Below are 18,448 nucleotides of genomic sequence, written 5' to 3'. Positions count from 1 at the left end.
TGGATGATTTAGGTCTGCGACCGGACGGCGCTTCCGTCTTGCGAGGGCTCCTTTGGCCGCCTGTTGTAAGCTAGCCTGGCTACCTAAGGCTTACAGGCCGATGTATACGCGGTTCTCCTTCACCATCACCGGAAAGGTGTTGATCCGGTATTCATCGTCGTTTAGGCACTGTCCGGTTTGCAATGAAAAGGTTTTTTTATGAAAAGGACAAGCCACCTTCGGCTCTTCTGCGTGGCTGCCGATCATTCCGCGCGAAAGAGCCATCTGCTGGCGATGCGGGCATTGGTTGTCGGTGGCATACCACTCTCCCCTTCTCGCAAAATTGTAAATGGCAATTTGCTTGCCGCTGATAAACGCACAGCCTCCGCCGTCCTCCGGGATATCGTCGACGTAGCATGCCATGTGCCAGGTTACTGCATTAATTGTGTCGGTGATTGTTTCCATTTTGCTGTAAGGTTGATCGTCAAGGCCAGGGGTTGAAACCCCTGGTTAAAAAATCTTTTTGCTATTGATTTGCTATTCTTTTGCTATTGATCCCCCGGGTTAAAACCCGGGGCAATGGATTTTTCATTTTAATCCATTTCCGTTGGCGTTAGCCGACGGGTGGCGTATGCAATGGTTTTATCTTCAATCCATTTCCGTTGGCTTCAGCCGACGGGCAGCGCATGCAATGGATTTTCGATTTTATTCCATTTCCGATGGCTTCAGCCGACGGCAGCGCCCCGGGGAGCCGGCAATGCGCCATGGATCCCGGTCCCTACGCCCATTCGGTAGCGCGCTTCTGGTCGCGCATATCCGCGAATGTGACGCTCGGGTCTTTCATCGGCGTGTTCACGAAATGCGTGAAACGTTTGCGGAGCTCCGGATTTTCTACCACTTCGCGCCACTCGCATTTGTAGACGTCGACCAGGTTCTGCATATCGCGTTCAAGTTCTTCGGCAATGCCCAGTACATCGTCCACGACCACGGCCTTGAGATAATTCATACCACCCTCCATTTTGTTGAGCCAGGTAGCGGTACGCGTCAAAGGGTCAGCCGTCTTGATATAAAACATTAAAAAGCGGTCGATAAGACGGAGACAAGTTTCCTTATCCACATCGCTGGCGAGCAATTGCGCGTGCTGCGGTTTGGCGCCGCCATTGCCGCAGACAAACAGGTTCCAGCCCTTGTCGGTAGCGATAATGCCGAAGTCTTTGCTTTGCGCTTCCGCACATTCACGCACGCAACCCGATACCGCCGATTTCAGCTTATGCGGCGAGCGCAGGCCTTTGTAGCGCTCCTCCACTTCGATTGCGAAGGATACGGAATCCTGCACTCCGAAACGGCACCAGGTCGAGCCCACACAGCTTTTTACGGTCCGCAGCGATTTCCCGTAAGCGTGGCCGCTTTCAAAGCCGGCGCCGATCAGTTCTTCCCAAATATCCGGCAAATCGCCCAAGTGCGCGCCGAAGAGGTCAATGCGCTGGCCGCCGGTGATTTTAGTATACAAACCGTATTTCTGCGCCACCTGGCCGATCACGATCAGTTTCTCGGGCGTGATTTCACCACCGGGAATCCGCGGAACCACCGAATACGTACCGCCTTTCTGGATATTGGCCAGATAACGATCGTTCGAATCTTGCGCCACAGCACGGTCTTTTTCGAGGATATTCTCATTCCAAAGGCTGGCCAGCACCGAGGCTACGAGCGGCTTGCATACTTCGCAGCCATCGCCTTTGCCGTGATGGTCAAGTACCGCGCCATAAGTTTTCAAACCATTCATTTTCACCAGGTCGAGGAGTTCCTGCCGTGAGTAATCGAAGTGCTCGCAGATCACATTGCGAACATAAACGCCCTTTTCCTTCATCACACCGGCGATCAGATCTTTCACCATCGGGATGCAGCCGCCGCAGCCTGTACCCGCTTTGCAGCATTTCTTCAACGCATCCAGGGTGTGGTGGCCATTTTCGCCTACTTCATGGCAAATCATGCCTTTGGTAACAGCCTCGCACGAGCATATGAGCGCATCGTCGGGCAGGCTCATTACGCCTGCGCCCGCTTCCTCGCCCCCGCGGGAGCCCAGGATCAGGTCTTCGGAGTCGGGCGGGAGAATGGTTTTGTTCTTGCAGGTTTGCAATAGCATATTATATTGCTCTGCCTCCCCAACCAGGATCCCACCCAGCAAAGTTTTGCCGTCGGTGCTTACATTAATACGTTTATAAATGCCTTTGGCCTTGTTTTCGTAACGGATTGTGCGGCAAGCAGGCTCTTCCACGAACGGATCGCCGAAGCTCGCCACGTCGGTACCGATGAGTTTCAGCTTGGTCGACATGTCATAAGGCAAAAACTCCTTCTCGCCGCCGGTCAGCATCGTCGCTACCACATCGGCCATTTCATAGCCTGGCGCGATGAGACCGTAGATCATATGGTGTGCCAATGCGCATTCTCCGATTGCGAAAATGGACGGATCGGAAGTTTGCAGTTGGTTGTTCACGACGATACCGCCACGTGGGTGGGTTTCGAGTCCCGCAATTTTGGCAACCTCATCACGCGGACGGATACCTGCGGAAATCACGAGCATATCCACATCCAGGAAGCTATTATCAGCGAATTGCATTCCTTCAATGCGGTCGTCGCCTTTAATTTCCTGTGTACTCTTCGATAAATGTATTTGTAAACCGAGCGATTCGAGCTGGCTTTGCAGCATGCGTGAGCCGGCGTCGTCGATCTGCCGCGGCATGAGGCGCGGGGCGAATTCTACTACGTGCGCTTCTTCCAATCCCAGGTCCAGCAATGCTTTCGCCGCTTCGAGACCGAGCAGGCCGCCACCAAGCACAGCACCTTTTCTGGCTTTTTTAGCATACGACTGGATCAGTTCCAGGTCCTCGATGGTGCGGTATACAAACACCCCATCCTTTTCGACGCCCGGGATCGAGGGAACGAATGCTCCGGAACCCGTGGCCATTATGAGGTAGTCATAATATACTATATGTCCATGGTGCGAACGTACCAGTTTCTCCTCCCGGTCGATATCTACTATCGGGTCGGACAAAAACAGCCGTATCCCGTTTTCGGCATACCAGTCGACACCGGCCATTGAAAGGTCGTCTGCCGTCTTGCCTGCAAAAAACTCGCTTAAATGTACTCTGTCATAGGCGGCACGCGGTTCTTCACCAAATACAGTGATGGTAAAGTCCTGTCCGTCTTTTTTTCTCGAGAGGAGCTTTTCACAGAATTTGTAGCCCACCATACCATTGCCAACTACGACGATCCGGGTGTTTGAAACAGCTTTCATAGTAATTAATAACTATTTATTTGTGAAAACACGATTATTTTATTGAACTATTCTAATATTGCAGGCGCATCATTACTTTTTCGATAAGTCAAAAGTAAATCGCGTTTTCTTAAATTCCTAACTTTTAATTCGTATTTATGGTTAAAAATAAACATAAATTTTGGCAAAATGATTGTTTTATAAAATTTGACTAGTAAATTTGAACCAATAATTGATATAGTTACAAAATACTATATATAGTACATTTCTAATATTCACCCTATTATATATAAGAGATGGAAGCGAAACTGACACTGGTAGGAGCCGGCCCTGGCGACAGCGAACTGATCACACTCAAAGGCATGCGTGCATTGCAAACGGCAGATGTGGTACTGTATGACGAGCTCGCCAACGCGGCTTTCCTGGAATTTGCGCCAGCCCACGCATTGAAGATGTATGTAGGCAAGAAAGTGGGAAACCCTTCCTTCTCGCAGGACGAGATCAACGGCTTGATCGTACGCCTCGCCCGCAAGCGCGGCCATGTGGTACGGCTCAAAGGCGGCGACCCGTTCGTGTTCGGCCGCGGGCATGAGGAGATCGAATATGCGCAGGACCACGACATCGTTTGCGAAATGGTGCCGGGCATTTCCAGCAGCATCGCTGTTCCGGCTTCGCTGGGCGTACCGGTAACACGCCGCGGTGTAAGCGAGAGCTTCTGGGTGATCACCGGCACGACGCAGAACGGCGAACTTTCGGACGACCTCCGGCTGGCGGCGCAGTCGAAAGCGACGGTCATTGTCTTAATGGGTTTGAATAAACTGGAAGAGATTTGCGCGCTATACAAACACTTCGGACGCGGACATTTGCCTATGGCCGTGATTCAGAACGGCACCCGGCCGGACGAGAAGAGTGTGGTGGGACAGGTCTGGGAGATGCCCCGCCTCGTACGCGAGAGCGGCATCGGCACGCCGGCGATCATGGTAATGGGCGAAGTTGTGGCCCTAAGTCCCGCTTACGCATTCGAATACCTGCAAAATATGCAGATGGCATTTTGACCTGCTTAGCTTTCACTCCAACCTAAACATAATCACAATGAGAAAAGCTGTTTACCTCCTTTTGCTGGGCATTACCGCGGCCGGCCTATTGGCCCCGACGCGGACAATGGCGCAGTTCAGCCTTTCGGGTCAACTACGGACTCGGACGGAGTTGCTTGACGGACAAGGCACAATGCTTTCCAAAAGCGAAAAGCCTGCCTTTTTCACTTCCCAGCGTACCCGGCTGAATGCGGGCTACAAGGGTTACCGAACGCAGTTTTTCGTTGCCGTGCAGGATGTGCGCGTTTGGGGGCAGGATGCTTCTACAAACAACCGCATTACCAATTCGTCGCTGAATGGGCTGATGCTGCACGAAGCGTGGGGGGAGATCAGCTTGCTGGATACCAACCAGACCAAGCTCGGTAAAGAGTTTGTATTGAAGATCGGGCGGCAGGAATTGCTCTACGACGACAGCCGCGTGCTGGGCAACCTCGACTGGCTGCAACAGGCACGGCGGCACGATGCGGCTTTGATCAAGTACGGTTTCAATGGCTTTACCGCCCATCTGGGAGTTGCGTATAACCAAAACCGTGAGCTCAAAACCGGTACATTGTACGACGGCGTGCCCGTGGGCTACCCTGCCGGGACGAACGGCATCGGAACGATGTACAAATCACTGCAATTCCTGTATTTGGGTAAAAAATTGAAGCAGGGAAATGCCTCTTTCCTCGTTGTGAAGGACGATTTTCAGAAATATACACTGGATACGGCGGGCGTGAAGAAGCTGACGAACGGCGTGCGGAGCAGGGTTACGTTAGGGCCTTATCTGCAAACCAAAATCGGTAAAAACTGGACGCTGACTGCCAATGCTTTTTATCAAACCGGCAAAGACAAAGATGGCGCAACATTGAGCGCATATATGTATTCTGTCCGGGGGATGTATGCGATGAGCCGTGCATTTTCCATTGGTCCCGGCTTTGACTACACCTCCGGCACAGCTACCGGCTCAGCCAGGAACCACACTTTCGACCCGCTTTACGGCACGCCGCACAAGTTTTGGGGACAAATGGATTACTTCTACGCGGCCAACGGCTTCGGCAAGGGTGGGCTTTCGGACCTTTACATCAATACCACCATCAAAGCTTCCGAAAAGTTTTCGATCAACACCGACCTGCATCATTTCGCCAGCGCCGCCGCAGTGCGTGTAGCTGACAATCCGAAACTTTCATCCAGCTTCGGCGAAGAGCTCGATATTATCGCCAACTACAATCTCACGAAGACCATCAGCTTCCAGGGCGGCTACTGCACCTTTTTCTCGACCAACAGCCTCGCGCAGGTAAAAGGTGTGAAAAATCCGCAAAAGATGTCCAACTGGGCTTACCTGATGATCAACATCAAACCTGAATTTTTGAAATAAGTCTGTCATAACCATCACTTTCAACCTCTTATTACTATGGAAACGACCAATAAGCCGCTTGAAAAACTCAATATATTCAGTTTCAAAGGCGTGCAAATGCGCACCTTCCACCTGACCTGGATGGCGTTCTTCCTTTGTTTCTTCGGATGGTTCGGACTGGCTCCATTGATGACCGTCATCAAAACCGACCTCGGATTGACCAAGCCTCAGATCGGTAACATTATCATCGCTTCCGTAGCCGCAACGGTCATCGCCCGCATCGCGATCGGGAAACTTTGCGATTCGTGGGGCCCGCGCAAAACCTATGCTGCATTGCTAGGCCTTGGCTCGATTCCGGTCATGACGGTCGGTTTGGTAAACTCATACGAAGGTTTTCTGCTTTTCCGCCTGGCAATCGGCGTGATCGGTGCTTCTTTTGTGGTGACCCAGTACCACACCTCGGTGATGTTCGACAAGAAGATCGTCGGAACGGCCAACGCGGTAGCCGGTGGCTGGGGGAACCTCGGCGGCGGTATCACCAACATGGTTATGCCGCTCATTTTCGCTGCATTCGTGGGCGCAGGTTACGTGCCGGAATCGGCATGGAGAATCGCGATGGTGATCCCTGGTGCTGCATTGCTCATCTTTGCATTCGTGTATTACTTCTTCACCAAAGATACGCCGGCAGGCAACTTTGAAGACCTTGCCATCGCTAACCCGAAAGCAGCCAAAGCGAAGGGTACCCTCGGCATCGCGATGCGCGATCCGCGTACTTGGGCACTGTTCCTGGCATATGGAGCGTGTTTTGGAATTGAAATTACTTTCGATAATGTAGCAGCATTGTATTTCTCGGAAAACTTCAATACCTCCCTGGCCACGGCAGGTATCCTGGCCGGCACGTTCGGTTTTATGAACATTTTCGCTCGGGCAGTGGGGGGGATCGTCGCGGATAAAGTCGGTAACAAATGGGGTATGCTGGGCAAAGGTCGTTTGCTGGCGCTCCTGCTCGTCCTCGAAGGAATCGGCATTGCATTGTTCGCACAGAGCGGCAGCATTGTGGGCGCAGTAATCTCGATGCTTTGCTTCGCGATGTTTTTGAAAATGGCGAATGGCGCTACTTATGCGATTGTTCCATTCATTAACCAAAAAGCAATCGGTTCGGTAAGTGGTATCGTAGGCGCTGGCGGTAACGTAGGCGCGGTGCTCGCGGGCTTCCTGTTCAAATCCAGTTCTATCACCTACTCGCAGGCATTCATGTATATCGGTGTCGCTATTGCTTGTGTAGCCGCCATCGTTGCACTGATCAATTTTGAGAAAGCACAAACAATCACAGCAGAAACTGGAAAATTGGAACCAGCAGAGGCTTGATGGATCTGCAAGATGAAATTCAATTTCAATTCAATCTCAATTCAATTTCAATTCAATCTCAGTTGACTAAAGTCAACTGCAATAGATGGCTGCTGTCAGCAAATAAAGAATCCCCTTGCCCCGGGTTTTAACCCGGGGATCCAAAGCAAAAGAAAAAAAGAAAGATTGATATTAATACCAGTTCTAGTCATTCAATCATTCAATCATTCGATCATTCAATCATTCATTTAAAATGAAACCAGCCCCCAATTCCTACAAATCGACCTGCTGTTACTGCGGCGTAGGCTGCGGGGTCGTGGTGACGAAAGAAAGTAACGGCCAACTAAGCCTTGAAGGAGATAAAGAGCACCCTTCGAACAAGGGAATGCTGTGTTCCAAAGGTATGAACCTGCATTACACGGTCATGGACCAGTCCGACCGCCTGCTCTACCCGCAGATGCGCCTGAACCGCTCGATGCCCTTGCAGCGCGCAACCTGGGATGAGGCCATGGAACGCTCAGCGACGGTTTTTAAAACATTAATCAAAAAATTTGGCCCCGATTCGGTAGCATTTTACGTCTCCGGTCAATGCCTTACGGAGGAGTACTACCTGGTAAACAAGCTGATCAAAGGTTTCATCGGGTCCAACAATATCGACACCAACTCCCGCCTGTGCATGAGTTCGGCGGTGGTGGGTTACAAATTGTCACTGGGCGAGGATAGCGTTCCTGTTTGCTACGACGACATTGAGGCGGCCGATGTCATGTACGTAACCGGCGCTAACCCGGCCTGGTGCCATCCCATTATCTGGCGGCGCGTGGAAGCCCACAAAACGGCGAGACCGGATACCAAAATTATCTGCGTGGACCCGCGCGTGACCGACACCGCCCGCTCGGCCGACCTGCATTTGCAGATCCGCCCTGGCACCGACATTGTTCTTAACAATGCGATCGGCCGTTTGCTGATCGAAAACGATTATCTCGATGAGCGGTTTATTGCAGACCACACCGATGGTTTCGAATTATTCCGGCTACAAGTAATGCAGCGCACTTTGGCGGAAGCGGCCGACATTTGTGGTGTCCCTTCCGCCGACATTGCCTTAGCCGCCGAATGGATCGGCCGTTCGAAAGGCTTTCTTTCCTTTTGGACAATGGGTCTGAACCAGTCGGTAATCGGTGTAAACAAAAACCTTTCGCTCATCAACCTGCATTTAATTACCGGTAAAATTGGGAAACCCGGTAATGGGCCATTCTCCTTAACCGGCCAGCCGAATGCCATGGGCGGCCGGGAAACAGGTGGCCTTGCCAACATTCTCCCGGGCCATCGCGAGGTACTGAATGCCGAACACCGCGAAGAAATAGAGAAATTCTGGAACACGCCCGTCCGCATTGCCGACAAGCCCGGCCTCACCGCCACCGAAATGTTCGAGGCACTTGCTAACGACAAACTGAAAGCGATCTGGATCATCAATACCAACCCATTGGTAAGTATGCCGGACATGAATACCGTGGAAACCGCATTGAAAAAATCGCGTTTCGTGGTAGTTCAGGACGTTTCCAACCGCGCGGATACCGTGCATTTCGCCGATGTGGTGCTCCCCGCAGCCGCGTGGCTCGAAAAAGACGGCAGCATGACCAACGCCGAACGCCGCATTACCTATCTCCCCAAAGTGCTCGATGCACCGGGAGAAGCGCTGCCCGACTCCGAAATCCTCTGGCGTTTTGCGCAGAAAATGGGTTTTGAAAAAGCATTTAATTACAAAACTACCTCCGAGGTTTACGACGAATACGTGAAGGTTACCAAAGGAACAACCATCGACGTGACCGGGGTAAGCCACCAATTGCTGAAAGAGAAACGCAGCGTTCAATGGCCGTTGTCGTCGCTTGATGGTGAGCGTTCGGCAGACGTGCGGCAGCCAGGCACCAAACGTCTTTTCACAGATCATCAATTCTACACCAAAAATAAAAGAGCCCAAATACACGCCGTCCCCGACGAAAACCATTCCGAGCCGACAGACAGTCAATTCCCGCTGGTTTTAACCAACGGAAGGGTTCGTGACCAGTGGCACACGATGACAAAAACGGGTCGCGTTGCGAAATTAAACAAACACATCCCCCAACCTTTCTTGCAAATACACCCGGAAGACGCGTATGAACGCGGCATTTTGGAAGGCAGTTTAGTGACGGTCAGCAGCCGCCGGGGCGAAGTGCGCGTAAAGGCGCAGATTACCACGGACGTGCGCAAGGGCCTTTGCTTCCTCCCGATGCATTGGGGCAAAATATTGGGAAGCAACCTGGTACGCGCCAATAACCTGACCAGCCCGCTGGTAGACCCAAAATCCAAAGAGCCTGATTTCAAGTTTTCGGCAATTCAGGTGAGTCTATATCAAAAACCTTTTGAAAAAATCATCATCATCGGCGCCGGGTCGGCCGGGCTGGGCTTTATCAATTCCTACCGCCAACTGAATACCGACGATGAGATCCATGTTTTTTCCAAAGAAATATATCCGTTCTATAACCGGGTCATGCTGCCCGACTATATCAGCGGCTCGCAAACCTGGGAACAGCTCGTGAAGCTTCGTGAAGACCAGTTTGCCGAAAACCGCATTACCGTACACAAAGGTGTGAGTATCATGCACATCGACCGGAAACACAAGACCGTGATCGATAGTAACGGGCTGGAACACCGTTACGACAAGCTCATCCTCGGCATGGGCAGCAAGGCATTCATGCCGAAGGGTGTGCCTAATCTGCCCGGGATTTTCAACATGCGCTTGCGCCTCGACGCGGACTCGCTTCTACCGTTTCTGAAACAGCCCGATCCTCATGCGGTAATCGTCGGCGGGGGAATTCTGGGCCTGGAACTGGCGGCATCGTTCCGGGAAATGGATGTAAAAGTGACTGTGATCCAGCGAAGCGGCCGTTTTATGGAGCGCCAGCTCGACCCGCTAGGGAGCGAGTTGCTCTACCAGGAGCTGCTCGACCGTGGGATAGAATGTTATTTCAATGATGAGGTGGCTACCTTCTCGGGTTCGGATACCGTAGAAGGAATCAGGCTGAAATCGGGGCGGAAGATCGACTGCCAGGTGGTTGTACTGGCAATAGGCACCGTCCCGACCATCGACCTCGCGCAGCAAGCCTCCCTCGAATGCAAGCGCGGCGTGGTGGTAAACGATTACATGCAAACCTCCGATCCGGACATTTATTCCGCCGGGGAAATTGCCGAATGGAATGGCCAGATGTGGGGCATTACCCTCGCCGCCGAGCAGCAGGCCGAGGTGATCGCCAACCATCTCGCAGGCGACATTTCGCAGCCTTACAAAGGCAGCACGTCGATGAACATCCTGAAAATGGAAGGGTTGCAGCTTTGCAGCATCGGCATGACCGACGCCCCGGCCAACGATCCAGCCTACGAGCAGATTGTATTTATCGATAAATCAAAGCGTTACTATAAAAAGTGCATCGTGCACCGCGACAAGCTCGTAGGCGCTATCCTGATCGGCGACAAGAACGAATTCCTCGAATTCCGCGACCTGATCGCAGGCGGTGTGGAGCTCTCTGAAAAGCGCCTTCAGCTCCTGCGCGCCAGCCAGAAAGCCGAACCGATGATGGGCAAACTGGTATGTTCCTGCAACAATGTAGGACAAGGAAACCTCGAAAAAGCCATTGCAAGTGGCTGCGGCGATTTCCAGAAGCTCTGCCAGACGACTGGCGCCGGAACCGGTTGCGGCTCGTGTCGGCCGGAGGTGAGGTCGATACTTGAAAAAGCGCTGGACGCGAATTTGGTGGCCAATTGAACTTATGCTAGGTGTTGTCAGGAATGGTCATCAATAGTCAAATGATCGTTCTCTCCTGATTTAAAAACCATACTTGACAACACGTGACAAATCCTGACAACACCTGACAACACTTGACAACACTTGACAACACTTGACAACATCTGACCACTTCTGACCACAAAACCGTAACACACGATGCGCGACTATTACCACATAAAAATCAACCTGCCGGGCGGCATTGCTTCACCGGGGTACCTGAAAGACATTCTTTCGGCGGCGTGGAATGCGAACGTCCGCAAGGTGCGGTTCGGATCGAGGCAGCAGCTGCTCATGACCGTGCATTACGAGGATATGCGGTTTCTGGAAAGTGATTTCAAAAAACTGGGCATTTTCTATGAGATCAATACCGACCGCCGGCCCAATATGGTTAGCTCGTATTGCGGCGAGGAGGTTTTCCGGACCGGGCAGTGGCTCAATGCCAGCGAATACCATTCCGTGCTCGATAGTTTTGACTTTGTGCCTGGGCTAAAAATCAATATCTCGGATTCCAATCAGAGTTTTACGCCTTTTTTTACAGGCAATCTCAATTTCATCTCTTCGCCAGAGCCCCATTTCTGGTATTTATATGTGCGTTTGAAGCAAACCAACACGGTTTTCAAATGGGATGGGCTGATTTATACCAACGAAATCGGCCGGCTTTCGAAAGTGGTGGAAGAATGCATGCTGGACGAAGGCTTGAATGAAGAAAATGCCTTGAAAGCAGCTGTGGCCGACCGTATCAGCTATGTTTTCCTGCCGTCGCAGCAGGAACTCGAATTGCCGTCGTTTTCCCTGCCCTATTACGAGGGCTTCAACCGCTACGAGTCGCGTACCTGGCTGGGGCTTTACCGCCGCGACGAAGAGTTTTCGATTGAATTCCTGCTCGATGTGTGCGCATTATGCCTCAAAACGCGCGTCGGGGAAATCTGCTCCACACCGTGGAAATCACTGGTTATCAAGGGAATTGAAGACCATTACCGCGAAGCCTGGAGTAACATTCTGGGAAAACACAACATCAATGTCCGCCATGCAGCTAACGAGCTGGCCTGGCAAACGGAAGATCATAATGCAGACGGTGCAGAACTTAAAAACGAACTGATCCGGTATTTTTCCAAAAACGATACCCGCACTTTCGGACTTTGTTTTGGGATTCAAACGCGCCCGAAATCCGAAGTTTTCGGATCGGTGCTCATCCGAAAACGTCCCTTGCTGCGGATCGGGCAACTGCCACTGTTCAGCGTCTACGACCTTTACTATACCGAGAATTTCAACCCCAACAGCCGCGCGCAAGTGGTGTTTGAGAGGGGTTTGTTTAAAATACATTTGCCTGCCCAGCTGGAACGTCTTTGCAGGCGGTTTAACAATCAGCGATCGAGGGATACTCTGAAAACTATGCTGTCCGAGCCCGACGAAGCCAAAACGGCCGTCAAAATGGCAAAGACAGTACACCAATGCCCCGATTGTCTGACCATTTATGATCCCGAGTATGGCGACATGCTCGGCGATATCCCACCCGGGACCGCCTTCGAAGACCTTCCGGCCGGCTACTGCTGCCCAACTTGCGACAGCGGCAAGGCCGTTTTCCTGGCCGTCGAACTGACCCGATCATCCAACCTCGAACCAGCCTGACCATGACATGCATACCTGCCATCGAAACCCGTTTCTTTGCATTTGAAAGCGATTTTGTCGACAGCCTCCGCTGCATTCCGATGATCGTCCGTTACAAGCTCGACGCCTGCCGCGTGAAATTGCAACTTGCCGACTGGGCTAAATTCAATTACGACGAAAAAGACCTGCTGGCCGAAATGCGGTGTCATACGGAGCCGGAAATCGAAATCTATGCGGATTACGTGAATGAACTGGTTTGGAAATACACTAAAACGGTTCCAGGCTTGCTCAAAAACCTCGACCCTGCGTGGATATACGAACATGTACCAGAGGAGGTGCATGAGCGTACGCGGGGATGGAACTGTCCGCTCATTTCTACCAGCCAATGGATGCAGCTCGACGTCCTTGAGCGGTTTGCATTGGTGAAACTCAGCCGTTCGGGGCACGAGGGGCGGAATTTCCCAAGGGCGCTGGCGGAATTTGGATTGGCCGCGGCTTGCTAGGCTTAGGTACTTATGTTTATTTCTGCGCGACGCGATTAACAGTCAGAAGCCTGCGCAATTCAGCCTGAACATCTTCTGACGAAGGCCGCGGCGCGTGTGTTGCTACCATCCGGCCCTGCGCGTCGATCAACAGATAGCGTGGGATACCCCACTGGTGGTCCGCAGCCTTCACACGAAAAAAGTCTTCTATTAACCTGGGATATTTACCGGATTTAATCTTTTCTTCCACCAACGTCGGGAAAATAGGTTCCAGTGAGTCCCAATCCGCCGATTCATGTTCATCGTAAACAGCATTGTAGATTTTATGCTGATAAAAATTAGAAGCAATTAAAGCATAGTCAAACATACCTGTTTTGAGCGCAATAGTACAATTGGTATTCTTTTGATTGCTTCTGCGACAGTTGCGGGAATTTCGGTGGAGTCTTTCCCAATAGAGAAATTCTGCTGATAAAACACAACGCTCATTTCAGTGTAACTTTTCATTAAGCTGAGCATTTCCGCCGACACCTGTTTGTTTGATTTCAGTTTTGCAAATAGCTGTCCATATCCTCTCTGCAACGAATCTTTCGCTTTTAAAAATTCCTCTTTGTTCAAATGAATGGCATGAGTTCCGTCCCATTTCTCCAAGCCATTCCATATCTGGCATGATTCCATGATAAACTGATTGACCGCCGCTCCGTCCCCTTCAAAACTAATCGAAACTTTCGCTCCTGCTTTTGCCGGCACTATCGCCAGCTCGTCACCCGTTGAGACGAAAAATGCTGCCGCAAGGTGTGCAGCAGCTACATGAGCAAAGACTGGCGCATCGAGTTCAAATTCAGCAGTTCCTTTTCCCGCGCTATCCAATATCACTTTACCTAGCTCCACATCATCAAAATTAATCATGTTCGTCCTGGCGACCAATACCGTATCCCCAGCCGCTTTCAAGTGATTAATGGATATTTTGACTAAATTCTTCTTCTTTTGATCGCAACCTGACATTAGGGAAAGAGCAAAACAAAGGCATAAAAAAGAATAGAGTGGATAGCGCATTGGATTTGAATTTAGTTTACTAGATAGTTTCAAACCATTTTACGCTAATGAAATTGATTTTGTGGAATTATATGACTGAATACTTGAATTTATTCAACAATTACTTTCCGCGAAATACTTTCGCTGTTAATAACCAAAGTAACAACGTATGTCCCCGCATTTCTCATCCCAAAAGAAATATTAAGAGGATTTTTGCCTGAAAACACATTCCGTCTTTCCAAAAAATGTCCGCTAATATCTGATATAGTCAATTCACAATTACCTAGCAATTCAGTAATTTGAATAACTATTTCCTTTCCTTTTGATGGATTGGGCTGCACACGAAGCCAATTGTCATTTGCATTGATTATTGATATCGCAATGATTCTTGAAGTCTGCTGCCGGCCATCCAAATCCACCTCTACCAGCCGGTAATATGCTTTTTCCAGGCTTGCCGAGATTCCGGCATCCCGGTATGAGTAGCTCTTCATTTCACGCGAGTCGCCTGCCGCGGCTACCTCGCCAATGGGTTCGAAATGGTGCCCGTCCATCGACCGCTCGATGACAAAATGGCCTGCGTTGGCTTCCTCGCTCGTTTGCCAACGCAGGGTTACAATGGCACGCTCGGATGAGCCTGAGAAACTGATCAATCGTACTGGCAGTGGGTTGGTAACTTCTACTGTGATGCTATCGGCAAGGCAGGCGTACGCATCATGAACGTAGTAATCGGTTGTAGCTGCCGGACTTACAGTAATTTCACGGGTGGTTTCGCCAGTACTCCACAAGTAATCACCCAGATAGGAAGCCGACAAATTGATGCTTTGACCTTTCTCGATCTCAATCGACGTTTTGGCATTAGCATCTTTCACAATCGTAAACTGGTCACGAACGAGCCCGTCGGAGGCAATCCATTTCGCATCCAGCCGCTTCCCCTCCACTTCCAGCAGCAGGGCGCCGCCGTGCTGATTATCTGCCGTCGGCAATGCGTCATGCGGGTAACCCGCCTGCGTAGCACCCAACTGACCCGCCGAACCAGTGACTATATATACGGTCCCTTCATTGTCAGACGATTTTTTCAGATAGGGACATGAGCCGATCGAACCGTCGTACCTTCCTGACGATTGACTGATATTGTGAATCGCAGCATCAAACGAACTTTCCATGCCATAGTGCCCCTTCATCAGCTTCGAACGCTCGTAGTCGTGGCTGTGACCGCATAGCACCAGGTCAACACCATTTCTTTCCAGAATCCGGATAAAATTCTCGCGGATTTTCACCAATTCTGCTTCGGTGTCTGAGTTATGGGAGCCTTTTGTGAACGGTGGATGGTGCCAGTAAGCCACTATCCATTCTTTATTCGTATTAGCTGCCAAATCCGCCTTGATCCATTGAACCTGAGTACCCAGCGTGTCGTACAACCGGGTCGTGCCGTCCTCTTTGCCATAAGAGTCGAGGGAGAGAAAATGGATATTACCATAGTCAAATGAATAAAAAGCCTCCGTTTCTGACGCAACCCCTCCCGCTTCCCCGGCCGCCGGGACAGTAAAAATCCCGTAGTACGGCACTGCATGATCTACCTGACGCTGGACATTATTGGCATAGTCATGATTTCCCGGACACGGATACAGCGGCGATTGCTTTAAAAATTTCTGTTTATAAACATTAAAAAAACCACTTTGATACTCAGCATCCGTACCTGCCTGATAGGCATTGTCGCCGAGTAAAAGCCAGGCGTTCATATACTCATTTCCCAGAAAACCAGTCAGGTTGTCACGTACGTTGATTTGGTTTACAGAATTGTTGCCGCAGTCACCAAACACCCCGATACGGTATTTCCCCGACTGGCCCGGCGGCGGAGCAGTTTCAAAATAATTATCGGAATCGCCCTGTAATACTTGCTGGGAGGTACCTATCGAATAGTAATATCGCGTCAACGGTTGAAGTCCGGTTAATTTCACTTCATGCTCCGTAACCAATGTCAGGCTATCGACATGCATTATAAGTGAACCGGTCGCAGGGCCGAACGCTACACGACTGTCCGTGGGCACATCGGTACGCCAGCGGATTACAATGCTGGTCGATGTGGCTGATTGAAGATAAGGACCTCTTAAAAGTCCGGGGATGAAATACACCGCAAAGAATGCAGACAGTAATAAAACTTGCATTGTTCATTTGTTTATAGTGTGCGTCAATTCAGATTCGCCAATCTAGTTCTTTAATAACTTCTGGATGACTTGCCCTTTACCGGTTGCGACGTAATACAATCCGGGCGGTAAATGTTGCGCATCGAATGTGCGCGTCTTACCATTTTCAATTTTGGTTTCAAGCAAAAATCGGTCTCCTTTTACATTGTACATCCATAGCATTTGCGGAGACGCTTTGTCAGAGAATACGCCGTTTCCCAAATCTTCAAGTGTAAAAAAATCAGTAACCGGATTCGGATAAATTTTCCAGGCCCTTTCATCCGCGCAATCGGCCACAACAATCCGCGTTTCCTGTGTGCTACCATCCGCATCGTATTCCCTAATGCGGAAATAACCATGGTTTAATACTTGTCCCACATCAAAGATGTACGAATTCACTTGCTTTGAATTTCCCACTGCCAGTACATGCCCGATCGCCTCCCAACTCCGTGCATCGTTGCTTGCGAGGATTTCAAAATAATCTGCATTCACTTCTTCGGTCGTTTGCCAGCTTAGCCGTGCATTGCTACCGCGGCATTCTGCATTGAATTTGCCGAATGTCACGGGCAAGGGCCCCAGGCTCTTGGTAAGCGTGTTGTTCCGCGTGATTAGCCATACGTCCGGGTCGAAAACTACTTCAGTGGCTTCAAAACCAAGATTATCGGTAAAAAACTGCCCGTTGGTGATGTTATTCAGCACCACCAGTTTTTGCTGGTTGGTATTCGCATTACGAAAAAGCAGCGGGACCGGCAACTGAAAAAAGCTGACGGACGCATGTGATTGCGTCTGGTTCAGCTTCACCTGAACCGTGTTGCCCACCGGGTACCATTCAACCTGGTAGGAAGGATACCCCTGGCCGGTAAACCACTGATCGAAAAAATAGGTCAGATCCTTCCCGCTGGCCGCTTCCAGATGGCTTTTCAGGTTGGCCGTGGTGACGTAACCATAAGCCAGCGCAGGGTCGTTGATGTAATTATTGACTGCCGTAAAAAACGTGGCGTCGCCCAGTATCCAGCGCAGCATGTACAGCAAATGCGAACCTTTTAGGTAACTCAGGCGGTTGCTGAAAATCCGGTTCACGTCGTTTACATTATCCACCCATACAGAACCGCCGGGCTGCGAGGTAATCGTATTGATTTCGTTGGTACGGGCCGTTTTGGTATTGGCCGGGTATTTTGCCTCCGTATAAATGCTGGCGAGGTGCGTTGCGAAACCCTCATTCAGCCAGATATCCTGCCAGCTTCCGCAGGTCACCTTGTCGCCGAACCATTGGTGCCCCAATTCGTGTGCGATGAGCGTCTCGCCCATATTGACCATGAACGAGCAGGTCTGATGTTCCATTCCGCCGCCCCAGCCGAATTGCACATGTCCATACTTCTCATTGTTAAAAGGGTAATCGCCAAACAGGTTACTGAACTGCACCATGGCGTCGAGCGCATTCTGCACACCTCCTTGAAAAGTAGCCTGGCTTTCCGGATAGCAATAAGTTTTGAATGGCACATCCGTGCTTCCTATCAACACACTATTATCGAGCACATTATAGTTTGTGACCGCCATAGCCACCAGGTAACTCGCGATTGCGTAGCGGTGTTTCCAGTGCGTCCGGGTTTTGGAACCCGCAACTGCCGTCTCGCTTTTCAGTAAGCCGTTCGAGGCCGCTTTATACGTTGCAGGGTGCGTAATGTAAATATCCAGTGAATCAGCCTTGTCGTCCAGGCCATTTTTGCAGGGCCACCAGTCGCGGCTTCCGTAAGGCTCACTTAATGTCCAAACTACCGGCGTTGCCGACGGCCCATGCGTAGCTACCACAAAAGCGGCATTCGCTGGCGGTGGGGTACCTTCGTAGCTGATCGTGACCGAATCTTTCGTCCCACTCCCCAGTGGATTCTGCAGCGTGATCGTCAGCGCGTCCGCGGCATGGGTAAAGGCGACGTTACTTCCATGCTGCTGCACGGATGACACAGTCAAAGCACTCGACAGGTCGAGGGTAATGCTGCTTCCCGCGGCGGTCATTACAAAATGTGGCGTCACGACGCCTGTAATGTAGTTCACCGCAGGATCAACTTCCCATTCGCAACGGTAATACTTCACATCGAAATTGTTGGATGCCATGACACGCAGCCCGGGCGCATTCAGTCGCAACCCTGCGCTACGGCTTTCGAGCACAGCAATATCGGAAGTGGAGAAATCCGCGGGAGATTCCTGCCCCATTGCCCGCACAGCGAACAGCCAAAAGAATAACAGAAAAAGTGTTTTCATAGCGCGCAGTTACACGTAAGCACATCACTATCAATAC

Annotated in this window: 12 protein-coding genes; 6 read left to right on the top strand and 6 right to left on the bottom strand. The window is 50.8% G+C overall.

Going from position 1 to position 18,448, the window contains the following annotated elements; translation table 11 throughout:
• Positions 1-90: 90 nt before the first annotated feature.
• Positions 91-444, bottom strand: a complete 354-nt coding sequence (gene nirD / locus ACQ4MZ_RS05760; RefSeq protein WP_430843626.1) for a nitrite reductase small subunit NirD — start codon at positions 442-444, stop codon at positions 91-93.
• A gap of 313 nt (positions 445-757) precedes the next feature.
• Positions 758-3,274, bottom strand: a complete 2,517-nt coding sequence (gene nirB / locus ACQ4MZ_RS05755; protein ID WP_430843625.1) for a nitrite reductase large subunit NirB — start codon at positions 3,272-3,274, stop codon at positions 758-760.
• Positions 3,275-3,549: 275 nt separating this feature from the next.
• Between nirB and cobA the strand changes: the two genes are divergently transcribed.
• The 6 genes from cobA (at position 3,550) to ACQ4MZ_RS05725 (ending at position 12,958) form a co-directional block, all read left to right on the top strand.
• The gene (gene cobA / locus ACQ4MZ_RS05750) at positions 3,550-4,308 is read left to right on the top strand and encodes a uroporphyrinogen-III C-methyltransferase (protein ID WP_430843624.1); all 759 of its coding nucleotides are present in this window, start codon (positions 3,550-3,552) and stop codon (positions 4,306-4,308) included.
• 37 nt (positions 4,309-4,345) lie between these two features.
• Entirely contained in the window at positions 4,346-5,704 is a 1,359-nt protein-coding gene (locus ACQ4MZ_RS05745) for an alginate export family protein (protein ID WP_430843623.1), read from the top strand.
• Positions 5,705-5,740: 36 nt separating this feature from the next.
• Positions 5,741-7,051 (top strand): NarK family nitrate/nitrite MFS transporter, encoded by a 1,311-nt coding sequence (locus tag ACQ4MZ_RS05740; protein ID WP_430843622.1) that lies wholly within the window; start codon positions 5,741-5,743, stop codon positions 7,049-7,051.
• A 232-nt stretch (positions 7,052-7,283) separates the two neighbouring features.
• Positions 7,284-10,826 (top strand): molybdopterin-dependent oxidoreductase, encoded by a 3,543-nt coding sequence (locus ACQ4MZ_RS05735; RefSeq protein WP_430843621.1) that lies wholly within the window; start codon positions 7,284-7,286, stop codon positions 10,824-10,826.
• Between the two features lie 177 nt (positions 10,827-11,003).
• Positions 11,004-12,476 (top strand): rubredoxin, encoded by a 1,473-nt coding sequence (locus ACQ4MZ_RS05730; protein ID WP_430843620.1) that lies wholly within the window; start codon positions 11,004-11,006, stop codon positions 12,474-12,476.
• A 2-nt stretch (positions 12,477-12,478) separates the two neighbouring features.
• Positions 12,479-12,958 carry a nitrate reductase associated protein gene (locus tag ACQ4MZ_RS05725; protein WP_430843619.1) on the top strand — a complete coding sequence of 160 codons (480 nt, stop codon included), beginning with the start codon at positions 12,479-12,481 and terminating at the stop codon, positions 12,956-12,958.
• Between the two features lie 16 nt (positions 12,959-12,974).
• Here the strand turns inward: ACQ4MZ_RS05725 and ACQ4MZ_RS05720 are convergent, their stop codons facing one another.
• The 4 genes from ACQ4MZ_RS05720 to ACQ4MZ_RS05705 form a co-directional block, all read right to left on the bottom strand.
• Positions 12,975-13,304, bottom strand: a complete 330-nt coding sequence (locus ACQ4MZ_RS05720; protein ID WP_430843618.1) for a TlpA family protein disulfide reductase — start codon at positions 13,302-13,304, stop codon at positions 12,975-12,977.
• Positions 13,286-13,990 carry a hypothetical protein gene (locus ACQ4MZ_RS05715; RefSeq protein ID WP_430843617.1) on the bottom strand — a complete coding sequence of 235 codons (705 nt, stop codon included), beginning with the start codon at positions 13,988-13,990 and terminating at the stop codon, positions 13,286-13,288. Before ACQ4MZ_RS05715 ends, ACQ4MZ_RS05720 begins: the two co-directional genes overlap by 19 nt.
• Before the next feature lie 89 nt (positions 13,991-14,079).
• On the bottom strand, positions 14,080-16,134 hold the full coding sequence (locus tag ACQ4MZ_RS05710; protein ID WP_430843616.1) for a metallophosphoesterase: 2,055 nt from the start codon (positions 16,132-16,134) through the stop codon (positions 14,080-14,082).
• Positions 16,135-16,176: 42 nt separating this feature from the next.
• A complete protein-coding gene (locus tag ACQ4MZ_RS05705) occupies positions 16,177-18,411 on the bottom strand; it encodes a M1 family aminopeptidase (RefSeq protein ID WP_430843615.1) in 2,235 nt (744 codons plus the stop codon).
• Positions 18,412-18,448: the final 37 nt, after the last annotated feature.

The sequence above is a fragment of the Dyadobacter sp. BHUBP1 genome, from assembly GCF_050587785.1.
In the GTDB taxonomy this organism is placed as follows: Bacteria; Bacteroidota; Bacteroidia; order Cytophagales; family Spirosomataceae; genus Dyadobacter.
The sequence above is the reverse complement of the archived record's forward strand: the minus strand, read 5'-3'. Positions and strand labels throughout refer to the sequence as shown.

Coding starts and splice junctions, on each gene's coding strand:
- ACQ4MZ_RS05735 (WP_430843621.1), top strand. CDS start 7,284: ATGAAACCAGCCCCCAATTCCTACAAATCGACCTGCTGTTACTGCGGC.
- ACQ4MZ_RS05710 (WP_430843616.1), bottom strand. CDS start 16,134: ATGCAAGTTTTATTACTGTCTGCATTCTTTGCGGTGTATTTCATCCCC.
- ACQ4MZ_RS05725 (WP_430843619.1), top strand. CDS start 12,479: ATGACATGCATACCTGCCATCGAAACCCGTTTCTTTGCATTTGAAAGC.
- cobA (WP_430843624.1), top strand. CDS start 3,550: ATGGAAGCGAAACTGACACTGGTAGGAGCCGGCCCTGGCGACAGCGAA.
- nirD (WP_430843626.1), bottom strand. CDS start 444: ATGGAAACAATCACCGACACAATTAATGCAGTAACCTGGCACATGGCA.
- nirB (WP_430843625.1), bottom strand. CDS start 3,274: ATGAAAGCTGTTTCAAACACCCGGATCGTCGTAGTTGGCAATGGTATG.
- ACQ4MZ_RS05730 (WP_430843620.1), top strand. CDS start 11,004: ATGCGCGACTATTACCACATAAAAATCAACCTGCCGGGCGGCATTGCT.
- ACQ4MZ_RS05720 (WP_430843618.1), bottom strand. CDS start 13,304: ATGTTTGACTATGCTTTAATTGCTTCTAATTTTTATCAGCATAAAATC.
- ACQ4MZ_RS05705 (WP_430843615.1), bottom strand. CDS start 18,411: ATGAAAACACTTTTTCTGTTATTCTTTTGGCTGTTCGCTGTGCGGGCA.
- ACQ4MZ_RS05745 (WP_430843623.1), top strand. CDS start 4,346: ATGAGAAAAGCTGTTTACCTCCTTTTGCTGGGCATTACCGCGGCCGGC.
- ACQ4MZ_RS05740 (WP_430843622.1), top strand. CDS start 5,741: ATGGAAACGACCAATAAGCCGCTTGAAAAACTCAATATATTCAGTTTC.
- ACQ4MZ_RS05715 (WP_430843617.1), bottom strand. CDS start 13,990: ATGCGCTATCCACTCTATTCTTTTTTATGCCTTTGTTTTGCTCTTTCC.